Annotated in this window: 6 protein-coding genes and 1 pseudogene; 5 read left to right on the plus strand and 2 right to left on the minus strand. The window is 61.3% G+C overall.

Annotated features, from left to right (window positions below):
- Positions 1-253: pseudogene (locus AB4Y89_RS24295) on the minus strand (hypothetical protein); the annotation flags it as partial.
- Here AB4Y89_RS24295 and AB4Y89_RS24300 point away from each other — a divergent pair.
- From AB4Y89_RS24300 to AB4Y89_RS24320, 5 genes are all read left to right on the plus strand, one after another.
- A complete protein-coding gene (locus AB4Y89_RS24300; protein ID WP_442303529.1) occupies positions 236-1,618 on the plus strand; it encodes a helix-turn-helix domain-containing protein in 1,383 nt (460 codons plus the stop codon). The pseudogene AB4Y89_RS24295 and the gene AB4Y89_RS24300 overlap by 18 nt on opposite strands.
- A gap of 15 nt (positions 1,619-1,633) precedes the next feature.
- On the plus strand, positions 1,634-2,557 hold the full coding sequence (locus tag AB4Y89_RS24305; RefSeq protein ID WP_442303530.1) for an NAD-dependent epimerase/dehydratase family protein: 924 nt from the start codon (positions 1,634-1,636) through the stop codon (positions 2,555-2,557).
- Between the two features lie 254 nt (positions 2,558-2,811).
- Positions 2,812-3,129 carry a hypothetical protein gene (locus tag AB4Y89_RS24310; protein WP_442303531.1) on the plus strand — a complete coding sequence of 106 codons (318 nt, stop codon included), beginning with the start codon at positions 2,812-2,814 and terminating at the stop codon, positions 3,127-3,129.
- 381 nt (positions 3,130-3,510) lie between these two features.
- On the plus strand, positions 3,511-3,972 hold the full coding sequence (locus AB4Y89_RS24315; protein ID WP_442303532.1) for a hypothetical protein: 462 nt from the start codon (positions 3,511-3,513) through the stop codon (positions 3,970-3,972).
- A gap of 7 nt (positions 3,973-3,979) precedes the next feature.
- Positions 3,980-4,318, plus strand: a complete 339-nt coding sequence (locus tag AB4Y89_RS24320; protein ID WP_442303533.1) for a hypothetical protein — start codon at positions 3,980-3,982, stop codon at positions 4,316-4,318.
- A 169-nt stretch (positions 4,319-4,487) separates the two neighbouring features.
- Here the strand turns inward: AB4Y89_RS24320 and AB4Y89_RS24325 are convergent, their stop codons facing one another.
- Positions 4,488-4,610 (minus strand): 30S ribosomal protein S17, encoded by a 123-nt coding sequence (locus AB4Y89_RS24325; protein ID WP_442303534.1) that lies wholly within the window; start codon positions 4,608-4,610, stop codon positions 4,488-4,490.
- Positions 4,611-4,618 lie beyond the last annotated feature (8 nt).

Below are 4,618 nucleotides of genomic sequence, written 5' to 3' on the forward strand. Positions count from 1 at the left end.
GTAGAGGCCGTAATCGGTAGAGGCCGTAATCGATGTCGGCGCGCAGCGTGTGCAGCGGCACGCGACCCTCGCGGTAGAACTCCGAGCGCGACATTTCGGCGCCACCGAGGCGGCCCGAGCACTGCACACGGATGCCCTTGACGTTCGGCGAACGCATGGCCGACTCTCGCCGGAGCTTGGCGGCCGACACGGTGCGGTCTGGCCAACTGACGACGCATAGACCTACGCTGGAGTTATGCCGACAGCCGCCCATGATCCGCGACTCGGGGACGTGATCAAGGCGTACATGAAGGCGCGCGGGGCCACTACGCATGAAGAGATGGCACGGGTCCTCGGCGTCGAGCGCAGTCTGGTGTCGAAGTACGTCAGTGGCACGAGAACATGCCGAGACGTTACTCAGTTGCGGCGGTTTGCGGATGCCATGGAGGTTCCTCCCGAGACCTTCGGATTGCTGAGCAGCCCCAGCAGAGATCAACATGACCGTACCGACGATCTCGCCGAGTGGAGTCTGGTACGACAGACCCTGAATCGGAATCGCCATGCCCTGACCTCGGTTGCAGCTCGCCTGTACTGGGAGCCCATACGGATCGAGGGAACCTCGTGTATCACGCGGCCGGACTGGATGGCCGCGATCCCCATCGATCTCGATGCTGTTCAGCTCGATTTGGTCTCCAACGTCTGCGAACCTTTGCTGAACGGCAGCGAGCCCGAAACCGAGCCTTTCCGACCCATGAGACCGGATGGATCACGCTTTGAACGTTACAGCCAAGTAGTCCGGTCGATCGCGCAACCTGCCTTGTTTGAGAATCGGACATCATACAGATTGCTCGCCGCCGGCTTCGACGAATCGGGCGGACGAATGGAGTTCGGCCTGACAACATATTTCGACATGGTCGATGTTTGCGAGGTTCTCGCACACGAGACCACTGCGGCATGGATTTCTCGTAACCGCACCGAGAGATTCGACATCCGTGATCTTCCGTTCCGGGAGCGAGTTGGCGATCTGTTCGATACGATTCGGCGGCCTCTGCTTCCGAGCATCAACACGTTGACGGTCCGACGCGCTTCGGATGGCGACACATTCTTCCTACACCGACGAGGGGCGGCATCAGTGACTCTCGCGGCCGGGTTGACTCACATCATCCCGGCTGGCGTGTTTCAACCGGCGGCGATCGGCCCTTGGAATGTTCTGGAAGATTTCAGCTTGTGGCACAACATGATCCGCGAGTTCTTCGAAGAGTTCCTGGATGCACCGGAGCATGATGGCAGCCGAGGAACATCGGTCGACTACACCGCCGAACCTTATAGGACGCTTACGGAGGCCCGCCACGACGGCACAGCAAAAGCATGGTGCTTCGGAGTCGGACTCGATCCGCTAGCGCCGGCTGGAGAGATGCTGACGACGGTCGTGATCGACGCAGACGTGTTCGATCAGGTTTTCGCGGGCCTCGTATCGCAGAACGCCGAGGGCGAGGTGTATCCATCCGATAACGGCACAATCGGAATCAGGTGGACCGCCGCAAACATTCGTCGGGTACTCAATCACGAGCCACTCGCCGCCGCTGCGGCGGCATGCATTGCCCTTACCTGGAAGCACCGCGACCTGCTGCTGCCCTGATGCCAAGATGGGGACGTGCGAGTACTCATTACTGGAGCGAATGGCTATCTCGGCCGGGCGGTCGTTGATGCGCTGGAAGCAGCCGGGCATGAGCCGATCGCGATGATGCGGAAGGCTACTTTATCCATCCATGCGGCAACTCGGATGGCCGACCTATTCGATGAGGTCGACCTTCGAGAAGCGCTCGACGGAATCGACGCGGTCTGTCATCTTGCCGGACTCACTCGTGCGCGAGAGTCGATAGTCGATCCGCTCCGGTATTTTCGCGTGAATACCGGCGGAACCGTCGCCCTGCTGGACGCGATGGCTGATGTCGGGGTCTCACGAATCGCCTTCGCGTCGACCGGGGCGATATACGGAACTCCGGAGCGCCAGCCGATGACCGAGGATCTGCCCGACGCGCCACCTCATCCGTACGCCGCGAGCAAGCTGGCGGCTGAGTTGGCGATACATGCGCAGGCCCGTACAGGTCGATTGTCTGCCACCGTGCTGCGCTTGATGAACGTGGCAGGCGGAGTAGACCCCGACCCCACGCGCCTGATCCCCCGAATGTTCGCCGCCGCTATAGATCGCTCCGCGTTGGAGATCAACGGCGATGGCAGCGCGGTCCGCGATTACCTGCACATCACCGACGCCGCAGCGGCTTTCAGCGCTGCTGTCGAGAATATGCCACCGCTGGGCGAAGCCACGCAGTACATCATCGGCAGCGGACGCGGCACCAGCATTCTCGATGTCGCGGCTGCCGTCGAACAGCACACAGGCTGCCAGATCCAGCTCATACGTCGGCCACCGGCACCCGAGCCTGCCGCGCTGATCGGTAGTCCCGCCAAGGCGGCAGCCGAATTGGCTTGGTATCCATCGCATTCCGACATCGGAACCATTATTCGCGATATATGGCGCGCGATTAGGCACACCGACAGCAATAGGAAATCGCGCTGACCAACTAAGCACCCGCGTGACAAGTTGTCACATCCGGTCGCTCAGATCCACTGTCACGCTTGGGCCATGATCCCTACTGTTCCGCCGACGGATCACAGCGTGCCGCCCGGCGTCTTGATCAACACCCGAACAATCAAGTCGGCGGTCCGGACACCGTCGACCGCCTATCAGGAACACGACAGAACGAAGGCCATCGGGTTCGAACACCGGAATGATTCCGGCGCCGATACCTCCCGCCAGGTGGGAGCAGCCTGATGAGCGAAGAAATGCTCGTCACCCCGCCGACGATCTGCGGGTTCGCCGAAGTCGAGTTCGCTCACCAGCAGATGCGCAGGCATCGTGAGTGCAACATCGACCGGTGCGCGTGGAAGCGAGTTGCTTATCACACGTTGGTCCACTTCAGGCGGATCGTGCCGCAGGAGCTGAGCCCACGCGAACGCGCCCATCAACGCGGCATCTATTACCCCACGGACGACACCTGTAACGCGCTACCCGTCATAACACCCACAGCGCAGACGTACCAGCAGGTTCTCGACGGACTCACGCAATTGGTGCGAGGCGAGCTGCCATGAGCACGTGGAATGTGGTCTGGAGCGTTGGCGCGGTCGTCGCCACGAGTGTGGTGGCAATCACCGCGATCGGGTGCGTATGGCCGAGCGGTCAACGACGCAAACCCACTACCGCGCGACGGCACGCCCGAACCCGCTGCGCCCTGCGGCCCGTCCAGTGGCCGCAAGCATGGACCTGCACCCCACCCACACGCCCGCTCACCCTCACCGAAGCCCATCACGCAATGCAACTCCACCGCGAACACACCTGCGCCCGAAAGCAAGCCGCGTTCGCCGCACTCGTCACCGCTGGCCGCGCAACACCGGACTCGGCACGTCGGCACCGCCTCTGGGAGTCCGGCGAATGACGGAACACACAGAGCCACAGATGATGACCGGGGTTTCATGATGAATGTACATAAGTCGATGGCGATCGCCATACTCGCAGTGCTCGCGACATTCGGCTTCAGCGCATCAACGGCCGAAGCGACTCCCCAGGTGTGGGGAGCCTGTGGGACGTCCTCGCCGGAGGACAAGGTTGTCGCCAAATACGGCAAGGCACGTCTGTTGTGCGGAAACGACAAGTGGGGGTTCCGTCACATACAGGAGGGCCACGGGACGGAGTGGGAACAACTGGCCGCCATCGAAAACCGAAACTGGCGCGATATCGCCGACATGGCAATATCCAAATCACTGGACAACCCGGATCGCACCGTGAACCAAGCCGGAGGTAGAACGTGCTATTCTGGCCAGATTTATCTGGTCAACTTCGCCACGGGTGCGATTGCCACAACTATCTACCCGAGCATAATCGTCCTCAGTGACGGACGAATCATCACAGCGTTCCCAGGAGGGGGATGTGCCTGACCCATCGGTGTCGGATTTGGTGAACTCGGTCGTGGACGCCGGGCGCGACTTGAAACTGGAGATCACGTCCGATTCTCAGGGTTCTCTGTGGCTCACTGGTCAACGTGGCTCGCCGGTGAGTCCTCCCGTTGCGTTCAGGTTCACAGAAGACTCGCTGATCGAGTATTACCAAAGTATCGCCGAGGACCCCGGCCGTGGCGAGCTGTCCCCATGGGAGTGGTGGATGACGTTGATGTCAACGCATCTGTACGAGGCGCTCTACAAGATGGACAGGATCGGCAAGCCCTGTTTCCTGGCCATCGGTACCACCGGCTTCACAGCATCCGCAGCGGATAACGAGACGTGACATAGCCAAGGCACATTGGGGCACCCAGATCAAAGGTCGCCCCGCCGCCGAATGCCAGCTGGACCGTACTCGAGGTACAGAGTCCGGTTTCTCGAACAGACCAACGAAGRCCCGCTTCCCGAAYGGGAAGCGGGCCTTCGCTATTCGACTTGCCAGCCGGGGAGCAGGCTTACTTGGCCTTCTCCAGCACCTCGACCAACCGCCAGCGCTTGGTGGCCGACAGCGGACGGGTCTCCATCAGCTGAACACGGTCACCGATACCGGCGACCTCGTTCTCGTCGTGCGCCTTCACCTTGGAGG

The sequence above is a fragment of the Terriglobus sp. 2YAB30_2 genome, from assembly GCF_052114765.1.
In the GTDB taxonomy this organism is placed as follows: Bacteria; Acidobacteriota; Terriglobia; order Terriglobales; family Acidobacteriaceae; genus Terriglobus.

What these genes read in the sequence shown, in the direction of transcription:
- AB4Y89_RS24300 (WP_442303529.1), top strand. Translation starts at nt 236, where the DNA reads ATGCCGACAGCCGCCCATGATCCGCGACTCGGGGACGTGATCAAGGCG.
- AB4Y89_RS24315 (WP_442303532.1), top strand. Translation starts at nt 3,511, where the DNA reads ATGATGAATGTACATAAGTCGATGGCGATCGCCATACTCGCAGTGCTC.
- AB4Y89_RS24310 (WP_442303531.1), top strand. Translation starts at nt 2,812, where the DNA reads ATGAGCGAAGAAATGCTCGTCACCCCGCCGACGATCTGCGGGTTCGCC.